The following is a 14,754-nucleotide window of genomic DNA, read 5'->3' on the forward strand; positions in this document are numbered from 1 at the left end:
GGAGCACTCGCGCGGCCACCGTTCCGGACGGCGGCACCGTTCGAGCGCGGACACAACGCCGAAACCTCTCCGCCCACTACTGGACCCACATGGGAGCTCGGACCACGTACGATGCAGTAATCTTCGACAACGACGGCGTGCTGACGACGCCGACTGATCGCGACGTGCTGATCGACGCCATGCGCGACGCGTTCGAGACCGTCGGCGTCGTGGATCCGTCTCCGGACGACGTCGATACGCTTCTCAGCCCCGACGTGCCGTCGCTCCGACGAGTCGCGGCCGACCACGGTATCGATCCCGACGAGCTCTGGACTGCCCGCGAAAACGCCGCGATCGCGGCCCAGCTCGCGGAGCTTCGGACCGGGCGGAAACGCCACTACGACGACGTCACGGCGCTCGAGTCGCTGTCGGTACCCACGGCGATCGTCAGTAACAACCAACACGAGACGATCGGCAACGTGCTCGAGCACTGCGCACTCGCGGCGTTCGACGTCTGGTACGGCCGCGAGCCGACGCTCGAGGGGATCGAGCGGAAGAAACCGAGGCCGTACTACCTCGAGCGGGCGCTCGCGGACCTCGGGGTCGAGAACCCGCTGTTCGTGGGCGATAGTCGGGTCGATATCGCCGCGGCCGACGCGGCCGGGATCGACGCGGCGTTCATCCGTCGCGATCACCGCACCGGCTACGAACTCTCCGCGGAGCCGACGCACGAAATCGAGTCGCTGGCGGCGCTTCCCGAGTTCGTCTGATCGGGTATTCGACCGATCTCTCGAGATCAGCGGTGAGCGCGCTCAGGCGGTCGCGCTCGCACGTCGTTCCGCACGGGCCGCGATGGCCTCGTTCATTTCGATGAACGCACCTTCCACGCGAACCTCGTCGAACATGAACGGAACGAACGCACCGCGGACGGTCTCCCGCTGGAGCAACCGCGTCCGCCGACCGTCTTCGGACCGCGATTCCGACGTGGATTGCGGTCCGTCGGATCCGTCACCGTCGATCGGCTCGAGGTGGAACTCGTGGTAGCGATCGAGCGCGAAGGGAACCACAAGTCGAGCGAGCCAGGCGAGCCGTCTGTGTGGTTCGACGGTGATGGCCGTGGGTCCGTCGATGAGCCGACTGAACTCGGACGCGACATCCCTGCTTCGACGGGTTTCGGTATCGACCACGACCCCCTCGATCGTCCGGCCGATCGGATCCCATTCGGGATAGGTGTCGAAGGAGAGGAGGGCCTCCCAGACGACCGCCGGTGGTGCATCGATCTCGACGAAGACCTCGACCTGGTTCAGGTGGTCAAATACCATGCGTTGGACGGGGAGCCGTGACCGATCGTGACGCACCGGATCCGACGGTGACCGACCTGCGTCCGACGCTCACGTGTCCGTTCGAAGGTTCCGAGCGCTGGTGGCCGCTCACGCGCTGTCGTTGAACCGGCGGTTCGTCGAGTACGGCGCGTCGCCGGGTTCGCCCCGGACGAAGTGGCCGGCGGGGTTGATCTCGCCGTCCCGTTCCATCGAGAGGAGTTCGACGAACCACGCCTCGTGTTCGATCTCCTCCTGCAGGATGCGCGAAGCCATGTCGTAAGTCCGCGGGTCCTTCCCGTGGGTCATGTCGCAGATCTCCGACCACGTCCGAATCGCACAGCGCTCGGCCTCGAGCAGGACCTCGAGGACGTCCTCGGCCGTGAGGTCGGTGATGTCGAGACGACCGCCCTCGTCGTCGTACGGGACGGGTACTTCCGCGTCCGGACAGGACGCCCGGTCGGCGAAGTCGCGGATGTCGTTGGGCAGATGGCCGCCGAGTTCGTACACCCGCGGCGCGACGAGTTCGAAGTGCGCCCGGTCCTCGAGACGGGCGTCCTCGGTGATCTCCTTGTAATCCTCGTGCCCGGCGAGGTGCATTCGGAGGTTCGTGTAGTAGTAATAGGTGGTGAACTCGGCGCCGATCGCATCGATCAGTTTCTCGCGCAGTTCCTCGGGGTCGAGCCCGCGTTCGCGAAGTACCGCCATTCCGACCCGTTCGCTCGTGTCCCCTGCATCGACGTTGCCTCCGGCGTGTGGTTTGTCGTCGGACATTCACCGGGTCACTCCCATAACTCGAGGCATCAATCTTTGCTTGCAACTGCCGACGGCCACTCGTAACCAGAAGCCCGCTTGACGGCGATTCTAGAACCGCGACTCCAGCAAAAGTCGCGACCGACTGCGCCGACTCCGGTCGATCGGTACGACCGCAATATCCTTACTCGTCAGCCCCCGAGGGTCGTGTATGAACGGTTCGGATCGCGGGCTCTCCCGTCGCGCGTTCGTCCGCAGTGCAGTCGCCATCGGCGGTTCGAGCGCACTCTCCGCTTGCCTCCAGCGCGAAGACGTCGAGGACGTCCCACAGGCCTCGCTCGCCCCCGACGAACTTCCCAGTCGGCAACACGCCTGGAACGACTACCTCTCGACGGACGACCACGGCAACGTCGAGCCGCCCGAACACCACCTCCTGCTCGCCCTCGACTACGTCGGCGACGGCCCGGCAGCCGCCGACGGCGAACGCGAACAACTCGAGGCCGCCTTCCGAACCCTCGAGCGGGCGTACGAGCGCGGAAACGGAGGACTGGCGTTCGCGATCGGCTACGGTCCCACGTACTTCGATCGCTTCGACGCCAGCCTTCCCGAGGACGTCGACCTCCCTCACCCCGAAGCGCTCGCGCCGATCGAGGACCCGAAAATCGACGAGTACGACGCGCTCGTCCACCTGGCGAGCGACTACGGCCACGTGACGCTGAGCGCGGAGGAAGCTCTGAAAGGGGAACTCGAGGACCTGAACGGGATCGAGGTTGAGGGCACGTTCGACGGCGTCTTCGACGTCGCGGAGCGCCGAACGGGATTCATCGGTCCCGGCCTCCCCGCAGAACGCCAGTCCGGCGTCAGCGGTATTCCGGACGGCGACCCCGTCCCGGAAGACGCGCCGCTGTTCATGGGGTTCAAATCGGGATTCAGGAAGACGCAGGCTAGCGAAGACCGGGTAACGATTCGGGACGGGCCCTTCGCCGGCGGGACGACGATCCACCTCTCGAAGATCGAGCTTCACCTCCACCAGTGGTACGAACAGGACAGCCGCGAGCAGCGCGTCGCAAAGATGTTCTCACCGACCCACGCCAAGGAGGACCTCGTCGAGGGCGTCGGGAACAACCTCGGGGACTCGAGCCGCGTCGCCGAGGTCGGTGGCAGTGCGGCCGAGGACGCCCGGAGCGAGGGAACGGTCGGCCACGCCCAGAAGGCAGCTCGAGCGCGCGAGGACGGCGAGCCGATCGTCCTGCGGCGAGACTTCGACTCCACCGACGACGATCGAGCGGCCGTCCACTTCCTCTCCCTCCAGCGCTCGATCGCGGACTTCGTGAAGACGCGGCGGGCGATGACCGGAACCGACCTCACCGAAGGTTCGGTCGGGTCGCGGACGAACAACGGGATCCTCCAGTACATCAGCGTTCGCAACCGGGCGAACTACCTCGTGCCGCCGCGGAACCGTCGCGCCTTGCCCGAGCCGAACCCGGCGTAGCGGACCGGGCCGATATCGACGCCATCGCGTGGTGGTTTCTCGGCGGTAACGCGATCGGCATCTACGGCGTGTCGCTCGAGCGGACCGCTCGGTCACTCGAGTGAGATCCCTCTCGTTTCGACTCAGGCACCCGGCACGTGCGTCCGATTCCCGGTAGCTGCAAGGTCGTCGAACAGCGCCGCTGCGTCGTCGGCCAGCGGATATGCGTCGTGATAGGGGTCGATCTCCCGATCAGTGCTCGAGACGAATCTGATCGCATCCGCGACCCGTTCGTAGTTCTCGTCGACGATATCCCGAACGAGCACCGGCATCCCGGCCCGCTCGCACAGTTCGGTCGCGGCGGCCCGGCCCGCCCAGACGGTCTCCGCCTCGATATCGACGAAGAACAGCGCGAAGGGAATCTCGCCGAACTGCGCCTCGAGGAAGGCCTGTGCAGCCGGCTCGTCCCAGGGGACGGCGCCGACGCCCTCGAGTTGCCGCATCGCGGTCGACGCGGCCGAACAGAAGGGACAGTCGCCGTCGTGAATCAGGATGCCGGTGAACCGCGGCTCGGTCATATCGGCTCCTACGTCGCGGTGCCGGAAAACGTTCCGTGGGGCAAGTGCTGGTGGCAGTTTCTCCGGACCGGTACCGACCGTTAGCCGAGCTTCGACCGACCTGGCGGCCTGTCGTGGTCGGCCCGGTGCCGGAGCAGTTCGTCGTACCGTTCGACTTCGATGACGCAATCGGCGCGGGGGCGAGCGACGCAGGTGAGGACGAAGTTCGCTGCGTCGTCCTCCGGGTAGTAGCGCTTGGCCTGACTGTGATCGACCTCGCCGGAGATGAGTTTCGCGCCGCAGGTGATACACCAGCCCTGCTGACAGTCCGCCGAAAGCCAGATATCCGCAGCGCGGGCTGCCGCGAGGATGGATTCGTCCTCGCTGACCTCGATCGTCCTGGACTCGCCGGCGGCGTCCATATCGGCACCCTCGGGGACGCGAAGTTCGACGTCCCACGTAGTGGGGTCCGTCACGACGACACCTACGAGTCCCCGAGCCAAAGACCTGGGCTGGACAGGTGCAAGCCGAGCGGCGACCGGTGCTGGTCGCTGCGGACGACGTATCGAGGGGGCGTCTCGCCGACGGGACGAGTGCCGGCTTCCCTAGGGTCTTTGCCCTCGAGACCGACCGAGAAAACGATGCGAGCAGCAGCCTTCACCGACCTGATCGGCCCCGAGGGAGTGAGCCTCATCGACCGACCCGACCCCAAGCCCGGTCCCGGCGAGGCGGTGGTCGACGTCGACGCGTGCGGTATCAATCGCCACGACCTCTTCATCCTCGAGGGGGACTCGGCGATGGTCGACGCCGACGACCTGCCGTTCGTTACGGGACTCGACGTGGCCGGCGTCGTCGGCGAGGTCGGCGCCGACGTTCGCGGTATAGAGCCCGGCGACAGGGTGGTCCTCTGTCCGAACCAGACCTGTGGAACCTGTCGGTTCTGTCGCGAAGGCCCGGAGAACACCTGTGAACGGTTCTCCCTGTATCACGGCGGGCTCGCGGAGTCCGCCCGCGTCCGGGCCGATCGCCTGATTCCGTTACCGGACGGCGTCGACACGACGACCGCCGCAGCGATTCCGACGGCGTACATGACCGCGTTCCACATGCTCCGGCGGGCCGAGGTCGGGCCGGGCGACCTGGTCTTCGTCCCCGGCGCGACGGGCGGCGTCGGCGTCGCCACCGTCCAGCTCGCGGCCGTCTTCGGTGCCGAGACGATCGGGACGTCCTCCTCGGCGACGAAACTCGAGCGCGTCCGCGAGCTCGGACTCGATCACGGGATCGAATCGACGGCGATCGATGAGATCCGCACGGGAGTCGAGGCGATCGGAACGCCGGACGCAGTCATCAATCACCTCGGTGGCGAGTTCACCGAACTCGGTCAGTCGGTACTGCGCCGCGGCGGGACGATGGCGATCTGCGGTCGCACGGCCGGCAACGAGTCGACGATCGACATCTCGAACCTCTTCCTCGGCCACAAGCGCGTCGTCGGCTCCACGATGGGCACCCAGGACGACCTCCGGCGGCTCGTCGATCTCGTAGGCGACGGCGAGGTGGCGCCCGAAATCGATCGGACGTACGCGCTCGAGGACACCGGCGACGCCTTCGCGGCGATGCAAGACCGGGAGAGCGTCGGCAAGATCGTCGTGGAGCCGTAACCAGCGCGTTCCGCTGTCAGTATGTATCAGCCAACCGCATTTCCACTATCGGGTGGGAATGAAAGGGGCTTCCGGTCCGGGCGAACCCGGACGACGCAAGCACTACAGGGAGTGAGCCTGGCGAACGACCGAAGCGCACAGCGAGGCCCGGGAGTCCGGACCGGAAGGGGCTTTCAGGGTATTGCCGTCGACGTCGAAAAGACGGGGCCGAAATACAGCGGTTCAGACGACTAGGCCGGAAGGCGCTGGGCCGAGCTATTTCGGCCCGATTATCGTCTATCCCGTATGACGAATATCGCCATTACCGGCGCGGCAGGGAACGTCGGCAGGGAAGCCGTCGACGCGTTTCCGTCCGACGACCACGAGCTCGCGCTCTTCTCCCACAGCGAAACCGAGGACCTCGATGCAACGCCCCTCGAGATCACCGACAGAGAGGAATTTCTGGACGCCCTCGAGGACCAAGACGTGCTCATTCACCTCGCGGCTAACCCGTCTCCACGAGCCGAGTGGGACGAGGTTCGAGGGCCGAACGTCGACGGCGTCTACAACGCCTTCGCGGCCGCGGCGGAGAACGGGCTCGAGCGGGTGGTCTTCGCGAGTTCGAACCACGCGGTCAATATGAAAAACACCGTCTCGGGGATCCGGCCGGAGTCGACCGTCGGCAGTCCCGAGATCGTCCGGCCGGACGAGCCGACCGATCCCGACACCTACTACGGCGTCACGAAGGTCTTCGGCGAGGCGATGGGATCGTACTACGCGAAGCGACACGGGTTCGAAGTGGTGACCCTGCGGATCGGCTGGCTGCTCACCCGGGACGAACTCCGGCAGGAGTGTGCGGACCGGGACGGTGCCGGCGAGCGCTACGCCCGCGCGATGTGGCTCAGTCCCGGTGACTGCCGACGAGTGCTCAACGCCGCCGCGACGGCTACCATCGGGGGATCGCCGCTGATCGCACACGGCATCTCGGATAACTCCGAACGGTTCCTCTCGCTCGCCGAGACTATGCGCAACCTCAACTATCGGCCGCGGGACGACGCCGAAGCCGTGTTAGGCGACGAATCGGACGGTCGGGACGGCCTCGAAACGACCTGATTTCCTCGTTCACGATCCGGCTCTTTCTCGGGAATGCGGTCGTCTCGAGGAGCACGGATCACCTGCGGGATCGAAAGACGGAATACCGACACGTTCGTACCGTCGCACATGTCAGTCAAGGTGTCCGAGTCGACGGGCTACGGGCCGAACACGCAGATGTCGTTGTTCGGTTATATCATGGCCGCGATACTCGTTATCGTCTTGCTCCCAGTGTTGCCCGTCATCGCCGTCGTGTGGCTTCTCTGGAAGGTATTCGTCGCGGACGAAGAGATCGAACACAGCTTCGAGGACTGGCGTCGCGAATCCGGCCGGAGCAGGTCCGACCGGCTCGAGGCCGCAGCGACCGAGGACGCCGAGACCGATGCTGAAGACGCCGAGACCGATGGCGAAGAATCCGATCCCGAAGAAGCCGACGCCGAAGACGTCGACGCTGGCGGTGAAAACGGCGCAGATCAGAAGACGGCGGAATCGTAAGATCGCGGCTCTGTTGCTTCCTTAATCGTCGGCGTTGGCCGCCCGACCGACGTCCGAGGGCGGGCCGCCGGACAGCTCGTCACGGCCGTGAGGCGCTTCGAAGTCCAGATCGGGGCCGCGGGCGACGATCCGGTGGGGGTTCACGTCGGGGTGGGTCGTGTAGTAGTGTTCCCTGATGTGGTCCATATCCACGGTCCCAGCCACGCCCGGCGTCTGATACAGGTCGCGCAGGTACGGCCAGAGATTGTCGTACTCGCGGACGTACTGGACGTTGCACATGAAGTGAGTGTGGTAGACGTTGTCGAACCGGACGAGCGTCGTGAACATCGCGATGTCGGCCTCGGTCAGCCGATCGCCCGCGAGGTAACGCTGGTCGGCCAGCACCTCGTCCCAGTGGTCGAGCGCCGAAAAGAGGTCGTCGATCGCCGCGTCGTACGGAGCCTGCTTCGTGGCGAACCCGGCGCGGTAGACGCCGTTGTTGATCGGCTCGTAGATCTCGTCGATGATTCGGTCGACGTCCTCCCGATAGCCCTCGGGGTAGAGATCCACGTCTCGAGAGGCGACGTCATCGAATTCGGTGTCGAGCATCCGCATGATCTCCCTGGACTCGTTGTTGACGATGGTCTCCTCGTGCGTGTCCCAGAGGACCGGCACCGTCACCCGACAGGTCGCGTCCGGATCCGCCGCCACGTACAGTTCCCGCAGGTAGTCGGCGTCACGGATGTGATCCCGCGTACAGCCCTCCTTTTCGGGCGTGAACTGCCAGCCGTCGTCGTCGCGGTACGGATCGACGATCGAGACGGAGATCGCGTCCTCGAGCCCTTTCAGCGCCCGCGTCACGAGCGTCCGGTGTGCCCAGGGGCACGCGTAGGAGACGTAGAGGTGGTATCGTCCCGACTCGGGTTGGAACCGAGCGTCGGGGTCGTCCCGGATTTCGTCCCGGAAGGGGGTCGTCTGGCGTTCGAACGAGCCGTCGTCGTCAGTCGATTCGTACGCGTCGGTCCGCCATTCGCCGTTGACGAGCATATTCATAGGAAAACGAAGGGTCCGGACGGACAAAGGCTCTCGCTAACCCTCGTGTCACCGGGTTCCCACGACGGCTCGCCGTCGGTCGATTTTTCGACTGTCGGCTCAACCCAGCAGGCTCACGGCCGAGTAGCCCGCGCCGAGGATCACGAGCAGAACGCCCTCGAGGCGAGTCAATCGTCGCCCGGTCGCGAGCACGGCCGTCGCGAACGCGGTCAGGACGCCCAGCCACACCAACCCGACGAAAACGGCGGGGTCGACGGTCAGCGGCCGGGCGACTGCGGCGATCCCCAGTACGCCGAGGACGTTGAAGACGTTCGAGCCGACGACGTTCCCTGCGGCAATACCCGTGTCACCGCGACGGGCGGCCACGACGGAGGTCACGAGCTCCGGAATCGAAGTGCCGGCCGCGACGACGGTCGCGCCGATCGCCCACTCCGAGACGCCGGCGGCGAGCGCGAGCCCGACCGCAGAATCGACCAATACGCGCCCCCCGACGATGACGAGGACGAGACCGGCGAGGACGCGTCCGCCCTCGAGCCCGAATCGGACCTCGGTTCGATCGCGGGCGTCGGGAGCGGACCCCGACCCGTCGGACGACTCGGACCCTCCGACGCCGTCGTTCTCCCGACGAATCGCGACCCAGAGCGCACCGAGATAGCACCCCAGCAGTGCGAGGAGGATCGCTCCGTCGAGCCGCGAAACGATGCCGTCGGCGAGGACGACGGCCGCGACGACCGTCGACGCGGCCATCGCGAGCGCGTCGCGTCGGAGGAGCGTCTCCATCACGCGAAACGGCGCGATAACGGCGACGAGCCCGAGGATCACGCCGAGGTTGAAGACGTTCGAGCCGACGACGTTTCCCACCGAGACGTCGCCCTGGCCCTCGAGCGCGGCCCCGGTGGAGACGACGACCTCGGGCGCGGAGGTGCCGAAGGCGACGACGGTGAGGCCGATCACGAGCGCTGATATCCCGGCCGCGCTGGCGAGTCTCGAGGCGCCGGTGACGAGCGTCCGCGCACCGATCCACAGCGCGATGACAGCGACACCGAGCAGGACGACGTCTCCGACGAGTACCATCGATAGCAGGGGTTTTCGCGGGCGACCGTCAAAAACGGCGGGTAACCGGAACGGCGGCCGATCCGCGCCGCGCGGTCATGAACAAGCGTTTAAGCGACCGGCGTGAGCACACGAGGTATGGCAGACGACGGGGATCGACACCGCCAGAGCCGCCTGTTCACGGACGACGACGGCGATTTCGACGCCGATCGGGCACGGGAGGAGTCCCTCCCGGTCGAGGACGGCGAGGTGATCGATACCGACGACCTGGCCGACCATCAGCGCTACGTCGAGGGACGCGGGATCTACGACGAGCGTAATCGAGTGAACGATCTCACGGGCAAGGAGTGGAAGTACGCCACGAAGTCCGTGATCGCCGAGAGCTATCCGCCCGCCGTCCAGCACGAGCTGCGCAGCGAGCACGGCGGCCAGAAACCGCCGCGACTCTGTGCGGAGCTGATCGGCCGGTTCAGCAAGGCCGGCGATACAGTCCTCGACCCCTTCGCGGGCGTCGGCGGCACCCTGCTGGGCGCGAGTTTCTGCGAACACGAGGGGACCGGCCGCCGGGACGCGATCGGCTTCGAACGTACGGAACGCTGGATCGAGATCTACCGGGAGGTCCTCGAGGCGGAAAACGAGGAGCGCCGCGCCCGCGGCGAGCCGCCGCTAGCCGAACAGGAGATGCGACACGGCGACTGTGCCGAGTTGATCGACGACGTGGCCGACGATTCCGTCGACCTCCTGCTGACCGACGTCCCCTACTGGCACATGGACGAACTCGAGCAGACGCGAAACGAGCGCGAGACGCGTGAGAGCAAGCTGGGGTCGTTCGACGGAGCTGCCGACGCCGACGGCGCTGCGACGGATATCGACGACGCGGACTCCGGGCCCGATTCGGGCGAGGAGGCCGGCGAGCGGCAGACGAAAGCCGAGTGGCTCGCCGAGATGGGCGAAAAATTCGATCGCTTTACCGACGCCGTTGCGCCGGACGGCCACGTCGTCGTCTTCATCGGCGACATGTATCGCGAACAGTCCTACGAGTTCCTCTCGGCCGATCTCGCGCGTGCGATCGAATCGAACGCACCGCTGACGCTCGCGGCGAACCTGATCTGGTACGATCCCTCGAAGGACCTCCACGTCTACGGCTACCCGTTCTCCTTCGTCCCCTCGATGGTCCACCAGAACGTCCTCGTCTTTCGCCTCGAGGACGACGCTGCAGACGAGCAGGAGTCTCGATCGAGCCCCGTCTGACTCCCGTCGGTCGATCGTCTGACGCGGTTTTATTTGCCAGCGGGAACACGGAACGGATAGGCGCGCAGACGGCCTCCCACCCCTCCCCCATCCAGCCGTTCGCGCGCCTGCTCCCGTTCCTCTCCACTTTTGATACCGGGGCCGGTGCCTCGAGCGACAGACGGTCCGATCGAGGGTCCCCCAGTCAGGCAGTCGCGGGCAATAGCGCCGATCGGACCTCCGCTGCGCGGTCCGTCTCGGTGATGACGGCGACCTCGTCGCCGACCTCGAGTTGGGTGCCCGGAAGCGGGATCGTCAGCGATTCGCGTGCGCGGCCGTGAGCGTAGATCCGCGCCGATTCCGGGAGTTCGAGTTCGCTCATCCGTTTACCGACCGCCGGGGACCCCTCCTGGATCTCGAGAACGGTCAACTGGAGGTTCGTGGCGAGGTCCGCGACGACGTTGAAGTCCCCGCCGAGGAGGGCGGTCTTCGCGCCCGCAGCACCGAGCCGTTCGGGGTAGATGATTTCGTCGACCTCCTCCGCGTACTTCTCGTAGATGTCCTCCCGGTAATCCTCGTCGATCCGCAGGACGGTCCGGCAGCCGTGGTGGGTGCCGACCATGCAGGCCGCGAAGTTGGCGTTGAGGTCCGGCGTGAACGCGCCGATCGCGTCGGCGGTCTCGATCCCGGCATCGACGAGCACGTCTTCGTCCGACCCGTCTCCCCGGACCGTCTCGAGGCCCGCGTTGGTGGCGCGCTCGACGCGGTCCGCGTCGTTGTCGACGATGACTACCTCGTGACCCTCCTCGTCGAGGATCGTCGCGGTCCGCGAGCCAACCCGACCGTATCCCACGATGACAAACCTCATGGTATCGTGGTACACGCTCCGAGGTGAAATACGTTGGTCCGTCTCACCGCTCTGTTCCGTTCGACCCGAGTGGCCGAATCGAGCGGCTGCGCCCGCAGCGCCTCGCCCTCACTCGCAGCCCCGTCCCATCACCTAATATACACGAATGTGCGTATACTACCCATCGAGGCGGACAAGAATCTTTAACTAACCGGTGTGGTTATGCTCGAACGTCCAACATGGGGATCGCCGATACGCTCGAGAATTACTTCGGACTCGCCGAACACGACTCCGACGTCGGTACCGAAACCATCGCGGGGGTGACGACGTTCCTCGCGATGTCGTACATTATCTTGGTCAATCCGTTCATCCTGGCGGACGCGATCGAGATTTCCGGATACTCCTACTTGCAGGTCGTCCAGATGATCGCCATCGGGACGATCATCGCGTCGGCGGTCGCCATCTTCGTCATGGCGTTCTACGCGAACAGGCCGTTCGGACTCGCACCCGGCATGGGGTTGAACGTCTTCTTCGCGTACACCGTCGTCATCGGGATGGGGATCCCGTGGGAGACGGCCCTCGCAGCCGTCTTCGTCGAGGGGATCATTTTCATCGTGATCACGGCGATCGGCGCTCGGGAGTACGTCATCAGGCTGTTCCCGGAGCCGGTGAAGTTTTCCGTCGGCGCCGGGATCGGGATCTTCCTGCTGTTCATCGGTCTGCAGGAGATGGGGGTCGTGGTTCCGGACGAAGCGACCGCCGTCGCGCTCGGTGACATCGCGACGAACCCGGCGGCCCTGCTCGGCCTGTTCGGGCTCTTCCTGACGTTCGTGCTCTGGGCGCGTGACGTCACCGGATCGATCATCCTCGGTATCCTCGGCACGTCCGTGGCCGGTTGGCTCGCGTACTACGCGGGGCTGGCCAGCCCGTCGTCAGTTCTGCCGACGGCGCTACTGAGCGACGAGGGCCAGTTGTCGTTTGCCGTCGTGACCTCCCCGCAGTACGATATCTCTCCGCTGCTGTTCGCGTTCGTCGACGGGCTCCGAGATATCGATCCGTTCACGTTCACGCTGGTCGTCTTCACGTTCTTCTTCGTGGACTTCTTCGACACCGCCGGGACGCTCATCGGCGTCTCGCAGTTCGGCGGCTTCCTCGACGAAGACGGAAACCTCCCCGACATCGACAAGCCACTGATGGCGGACGCGATCGGGACGACTGTCGGCGCGATGGTCGGGACGTCAACCGTGACGACGTACGTCGAATCCTCGACCGGCGTCGAGGAAGGCGGCCGAACGGGGCTGACTGCGCTCGTCGTCGGACTCCTGTTCCTCGCCACGCTCGTACTCATTCCGCTGATCGCGATGATTCCCGCGTACGCGTCGTTCATCGCGCTGGTCGTCGTCGGGATCATCATGCTCCAGGGCGTCCTCGACATCGACTGGGACGACCCGGCGTGGGCCGTCTCCGCGGGGCTGACGATCACGATCATGCCGCTGACCTACTCGATCGCTAACGGCCTCGCGGCCGGTATCATCGCGTTCCCGATACTCAAGGCCGCGATGGGCGAGTTCGACGACATCCGCCTCGGCCAGTGGCTCATGGCCGTCGTCCTCGTCGGCTACTTCTACGTCCACACGAGCGGCATCGTCGGCTGAGTCACGTCACGCATCGGTCCTTCGTCCGTTCGCAACCCGCCCGCTCGATGGCGGAGACCGCCGCTACCCTTGCGCTCTTACGCCTCGAGTCCCTTATTACAGATACAATGGCAGACATCACTATGTACGAGCTCCCCGGCTGTCCGTACTGCGCGAAGGTCCGCTCGAAACTCGACGAACTCGAGCTCGAGTACGACACCATCGAGGTCCCCCGCTCGCACGGCGAGCGGACGGAAGTGGAGAAGGTCAGCGGCCAGACCGGCGTCCCGGTCATCGTCGACGAGGCCAACGGCATCGACGGCATGAACGAGAGCGACGACATCGTCGAGTACCTCGAGGAAACCTACGGCAGCGGCGCAGCGTAAGCGCTTCCCGTCTCTCGGCCGATTTCTCTCCGAAAATGTACCGGTCGCAGTGATTGCGACGAGCCGTCAGCCGGTGGCACCGGCCGACGGTGTCTCGACGCTGCTCGGACGGGTCGATATAGTTCGAAAACCGGGACCTCGTCGATCGCTCAGGCCGCCTCTTCGTGCTCCGAACGCTCCCGGATGACGTCTCTGAGGTCGTCGGCGTTCCGAAGCTTCGCGAGTTCGTCCCGTTCGACCAGCGCGGTGCCGTCGACGGAGTCCTGTTTCGCGCGGTCGACGACGTAGACGGACCGCGTCCGCGTAACCTGCCCGATCGAACTCATGATCCGTGCGCGTTTCTCCGCGGCCTTCGTGAACTCCGAGTGACCGGTCAGGACGATGTCGCTGTCGTCTTCGTCCTCGCTGACGGCCGTAAACGGCGAGCGAACCGTCGGGTGAACGCTGTAGCCGGCTCGCGTGAGGACGGCGACCACCTGTTCGTCGTCGGGATCCGCCTCGGGGTCGTCCGGCATCGCCTCGCTCTCGTGAACGTCGTCGGCCCCCTCGAGCACGTCGACGGGACTCGTCAGGGGCGCTTCGAACATCTCCTCGAGGTCCATCGCGACCTCGACGGAGGCGTTCATGCCGTCTTCGTACTTCGAGACCGTTCGTCGAGAGACGCCGAGTTCACTGGCGAGTTGGCCGAGACTCCAGTCGCGGTCCTCGCGTTCGTCGGCCAGCAGGTCGCCGTCGATGTTGACGTAGAGGCCGCCGGGGGCGGCGTAGATCAGCGGCGGGACCTCCTCGATGAACAGGTTGTACGCCGTGTCGGGACTGAACACCGGAACGCCGTGTCGGAAGTAGACGACGTCGGGTTTCAGGTCCTCGTCGCGGCTGCGCAGGCCGATGACCAGCGGCGTCGCGTCGAGGTAGGTTCCCAGCCGCCGCATCTCCTGGCCGGTCGCCTGGTTGAACGCGTCGATGTTGGCGAGGATCTTGACGAGGATGAGATCCTCGCCGCGTCTGGCGGCGATATCGAAGCTCTTCGGCCGAATCGCACACCGTTCACTCACCATGAATCCCGCGTCCTCTAACATCGCGGTCACGTTGCCGACTAGTGCGGAGCGGGACATACGGGGTTGTAAGCGATTCCTCCTATAAGACGTTTTCCCCGAGATGTCCGGGTGCCGTGTCCCGATTCGGCCCTGTATCAGGAGTATACTTATATACTGGTTTCGGCCCCTCGAAACCCGACGCGAAATCCCGAAACTGTTAGCCGATCCCCTCCCA

At 65.6% G+C, this 14,754-nt stretch carries 16 protein-coding genes; 8 read left to right on the forward strand and 8 right to left on the reverse strand.

Features of this window, described 5'->3' with window-relative positions:
• Positions 1-89: 89 nt before the first annotated feature.
• Positions 90-749, forward strand: a complete 660-nt coding sequence (locus LDB05_RS07075) for an HAD family hydrolase (protein WP_226007217.1) — start codon at positions 90-92, stop codon at positions 747-749.
• 42 nt (positions 750-791) lie between these two features.
• On the opposite strand, the gene LDB05_RS07080 is transcribed toward LDB05_RS07075, so the two are convergent.
• A complete protein-coding gene (locus LDB05_RS07080; protein ID WP_226007882.1) occupies positions 792-1,286 on the reverse strand; it encodes an SRPBCC family protein in 495 nt (164 codons plus the stop codon).
• Positions 1,287-1,409: 123 nt separating this feature from the next.
• Positions 1,410-2,072 (reverse strand): DNA protection during starvation protein, encoded by a 663-nt coding sequence (gene dps / locus LDB05_RS07085; protein ID WP_226007218.1) that lies wholly within the window; start codon positions 2,070-2,072, stop codon positions 1,410-1,412.
• Positions 2,073-2,262: 190 nt separating this feature from the next.
• On the opposite strand from dps, the gene LDB05_RS07090 reads away from it, so the two are divergent.
• Positions 2,263-3,543 carry a DUF7405 family protein gene (locus tag LDB05_RS07090; RefSeq protein ID WP_226007219.1) on the forward strand — a complete coding sequence of 427 codons (1,281 nt, stop codon included), beginning with the start codon at positions 2,263-2,265 and terminating at the stop codon, positions 3,541-3,543.
• Between the two features lie 122 nt (positions 3,544-3,665).
• Here the strand turns inward: LDB05_RS07090 and LDB05_RS07095 are convergent, their stop codons facing one another.
• Positions 3,666-4,100: a DUF393 domain-containing protein gene (locus LDB05_RS07095; RefSeq protein WP_226007220.1), complete on the reverse strand. Its 435-nt coding sequence runs from the start codon at positions 4,098-4,100 to the stop codon at positions 3,666-3,668.
• 80 nt (positions 4,101-4,180) lie between these two features.
• Entirely contained in the window at positions 4,181-4,555 is a 375-nt protein-coding gene (locus LDB05_RS07100; protein ID WP_226007221.1) for a 2Fe-2S iron-sulfur cluster-binding protein, read from the reverse strand.
• A 165-nt stretch (positions 4,556-4,720) separates the two neighbouring features.
• Between LDB05_RS07100 and LDB05_RS07105 the strand changes: the two genes are divergently transcribed.
• From LDB05_RS07105 to LDB05_RS07115, 3 genes are all read left to right on the forward strand, one after another.
• The gene (locus LDB05_RS07105; RefSeq protein ID WP_226007222.1) at positions 4,721-5,734 is read left to right on the forward strand and encodes an alcohol dehydrogenase catalytic domain-containing protein; all 1,014 of its coding nucleotides are present in this window, start codon (positions 4,721-4,723) and stop codon (positions 5,732-5,734) included.
• A 285-nt stretch (positions 5,735-6,019) separates the two neighbouring features.
• Positions 6,020-6,826, forward strand: a complete 807-nt coding sequence (locus tag LDB05_RS07110; RefSeq protein ID WP_226007223.1) for an NAD-dependent epimerase/dehydratase family protein — start codon at positions 6,020-6,022, stop codon at positions 6,824-6,826.
• 108 nt (positions 6,827-6,934) lie between these two features.
• On the forward strand, positions 6,935-7,300 hold the full coding sequence (locus tag LDB05_RS07115; RefSeq protein WP_226007224.1) for a DUF7535 family protein: 366 nt from the start codon (positions 6,935-6,937) through the stop codon (positions 7,298-7,300).
• A gap of 21 nt (positions 7,301-7,321) precedes the next feature.
• On the opposite strand, the gene LDB05_RS07120 is transcribed toward LDB05_RS07115, so the two are convergent.
• The gene (locus LDB05_RS07120) at positions 7,322-8,332 is read right to left on the reverse strand and encodes a glutathione S-transferase family protein (RefSeq protein WP_226007225.1); all 1,011 of its coding nucleotides are present in this window, start codon (positions 8,330-8,332) and stop codon (positions 7,322-7,324) included.
• Positions 8,333-8,431: 99 nt separating this feature from the next.
• Complete coding sequence (locus LDB05_RS07125) at positions 8,432-9,406, reverse strand: calcium/sodium antiporter (protein WP_226007226.1); 975 nt, start codon at positions 9,404-9,406, stop codon at positions 8,432-8,434.
• Between the two features lie 117 nt (positions 9,407-9,523).
• On the opposite strand from LDB05_RS07125, the gene LDB05_RS07130 reads away from it, so the two are divergent.
• The gene (locus LDB05_RS07130) at positions 9,524-10,636 is read left to right on the forward strand and encodes a DNA methyltransferase (RefSeq protein ID WP_226007227.1); all 1,113 of its coding nucleotides are present in this window, start codon (positions 9,524-9,526) and stop codon (positions 10,634-10,636) included.
• A 184-nt stretch (positions 10,637-10,820) separates the two neighbouring features.
• Here the strand turns inward: LDB05_RS07130 and LDB05_RS07135 are convergent, their stop codons facing one another.
• A complete protein-coding gene (locus LDB05_RS07135; RefSeq protein WP_226007228.1) occupies positions 10,821-11,483 on the reverse strand; it encodes a potassium channel family protein in 663 nt (220 codons plus the stop codon).
• Between the two features lie 218 nt (positions 11,484-11,701).
• Between LDB05_RS07135 and LDB05_RS07140 the strand changes: the two genes are divergently transcribed.
• Positions 11,702-13,117 carry an NCS2 family permease gene (locus tag LDB05_RS07140; RefSeq protein WP_226007229.1) on the forward strand — a complete coding sequence of 472 codons (1,416 nt, stop codon included), beginning with the start codon at positions 11,702-11,704 and terminating at the stop codon, positions 13,115-13,117.
• 107 nt (positions 13,118-13,224) lie between these two features.
• A complete protein-coding gene (locus LDB05_RS07145; protein WP_226007230.1) occupies positions 13,225-13,482 on the forward strand; it encodes a glutaredoxin family protein in 258 nt (85 codons plus the stop codon).
• Positions 13,483-13,631: 149 nt separating this feature from the next.
• Here the strand turns inward: LDB05_RS07145 and LDB05_RS07150 are convergent, their stop codons facing one another.
• Complete coding sequence (locus LDB05_RS07150; protein ID WP_226007231.1) at positions 13,632-14,597, reverse strand: transcriptional regulator; 966 nt, start codon at positions 14,595-14,597, stop codon at positions 13,632-13,634.
• Positions 14,598-14,754: the final 157 nt, after the last annotated feature.

The sequence above is a fragment of the Natrinema salinisoli genome, assembly GCF_020405205.1.
Taxonomy (GTDB): domain Archaea; phylum Halobacteriota; class Halobacteria; order Halobacteriales; family Natrialbaceae; genus Natrinema; species Natrinema salinisoli.

Coding starts and splice junctions, on each gene's coding strand:
- LDB05_RS07075 (WP_226007217.1), top strand. CDS start 90: ATGGGAGCTCGGACCACGTACGATGCAGTAATCTTCGACAACGACGGC.
- dps (WP_226007218.1), bottom strand. CDS start 2,072: ATGTCCGACGACAAACCACACGCCGGAGGCAACGTCGATGCAGGGGAC.
- LDB05_RS07090 (WP_226007219.1), top strand. CDS start 2,263: ATGAACGGTTCGGATCGCGGGCTCTCCCGTCGCGCGTTCGTCCGCAGT.
- LDB05_RS07095 (WP_226007220.1), bottom strand. CDS start 4,100: ATGACCGAGCCGCGGTTCACCGGCATCCTGATTCACGACGGCGACTGT.
- LDB05_RS07105 (WP_226007222.1), top strand. CDS start 4,721: ATGCGAGCAGCAGCCTTCACCGACCTGATCGGCCCCGAGGGAGTGAGC.
- LDB05_RS07110 (WP_226007223.1), top strand. CDS start 6,020: ATGACGAATATCGCCATTACCGGCGCGGCAGGGAACGTCGGCAGGGAA.
- LDB05_RS07115 (WP_226007224.1), top strand. CDS start 6,935: ATGTCAGTCAAGGTGTCCGAGTCGACGGGCTACGGGCCGAACACGCAG.
- LDB05_RS07120 (WP_226007225.1), bottom strand. CDS start 8,332: ATGAATATGCTCGTCAACGGCGAATGGCGGACCGACGCGTACGAATCG.
- LDB05_RS07125 (WP_226007226.1), bottom strand. CDS start 9,406: ATGGTACTCGTCGGAGACGTCGTCCTGCTCGGTGTCGCTGTCATCGCG.
- LDB05_RS07130 (WP_226007227.1), top strand. CDS start 9,524: ATGGCAGACGACGGGGATCGACACCGCCAGAGCCGCCTGTTCACGGAC.
- LDB05_RS07135 (WP_226007228.1), bottom strand. CDS start 11,483: ATGAGGTTTGTCATCGTGGGATACGGTCGGGTTGGCTCGCGGACCGCG.
- LDB05_RS07140 (WP_226007229.1), top strand. CDS start 11,702: ATGGGGATCGCCGATACGCTCGAGAATTACTTCGGACTCGCCGAACAC.
- LDB05_RS07145 (WP_226007230.1), top strand. CDS start 13,225: ATGGCAGACATCACTATGTACGAGCTCCCCGGCTGTCCGTACTGCGCG.
- LDB05_RS07150 (WP_226007231.1), bottom strand. CDS start 14,597: ATGTCCCGCTCCGCACTAGTCGGCAACGTGACCGCGATGTTAGAGGAC.